Source organism: Arsukibacterium sp. MJ3 (genome assembly GCF_000987765.1).
Taxonomy (GTDB): domain Bacteria; phylum Pseudomonadota; class Gammaproteobacteria; order Enterobacterales; family Alteromonadaceae; genus Alishewanella.
In genome coordinates, this window is sequence record NZ_LAHP01000154.1 from 1 (window position 1) to 508 (window position 508).

Sequence of the window (508 nt, forward strand, 5' to 3'; positions counted from 1 at the left end):
TACCAACACGGCTATCACGCTGGCAACCCAGCCGATGTGCAAAAACACCTTACGTTAATTGCGATTTTGCAACGAATGCAGGCAAAAGAAAGTGCAATTCACTATTTTGATACCCATGCGGGCAAAGGGCATTACGATTTAGCTGATGCGCAAGCGCAAAAGAAGGGCGAGTTTCGTACTGGTGTTGCCAAAGCAATTAATGTGCGCGAGGCTCTGGAAAAGAATAGCTTTTGGGCTGATTTTTTTGCTGGCCTTGATAACGCTAATGCCGAAGCAACCCAACAGGCTGAATTGCATGATGTAGCGAAGTTACGTTACTACCCGGGTTCGCCCGGTTGGGTAGCGCAATTTCGCCGTAGCCAAGATCGGCATACCGTGTTTGAGCTACACCCAGCCGAACATGCTGCGCTGCAAGATCGCGCCACGGCGAGCAAGCAACGGCATACGGGCCGCGTTGTGCATGGCGATGGCCTGGCCGGGGTAATCCAGCAGTTACCGCCGAAAACGC

Annotated in this window: 1 protein-coding gene; it reads left to right on the forward strand. The window is 52.4% G+C overall.

Going from position 1 to position 508, the window contains the following annotated elements; genetic code table 11:
- On the forward strand, positions 1-508 hold a 508-nt coding region (rlmJ, locus tag VT06_RS17250), incomplete at both ends, for a 23S rRNA (adenine(2030)-N(6))-methyltransferase RlmJ (protein ID WP_152659070.1).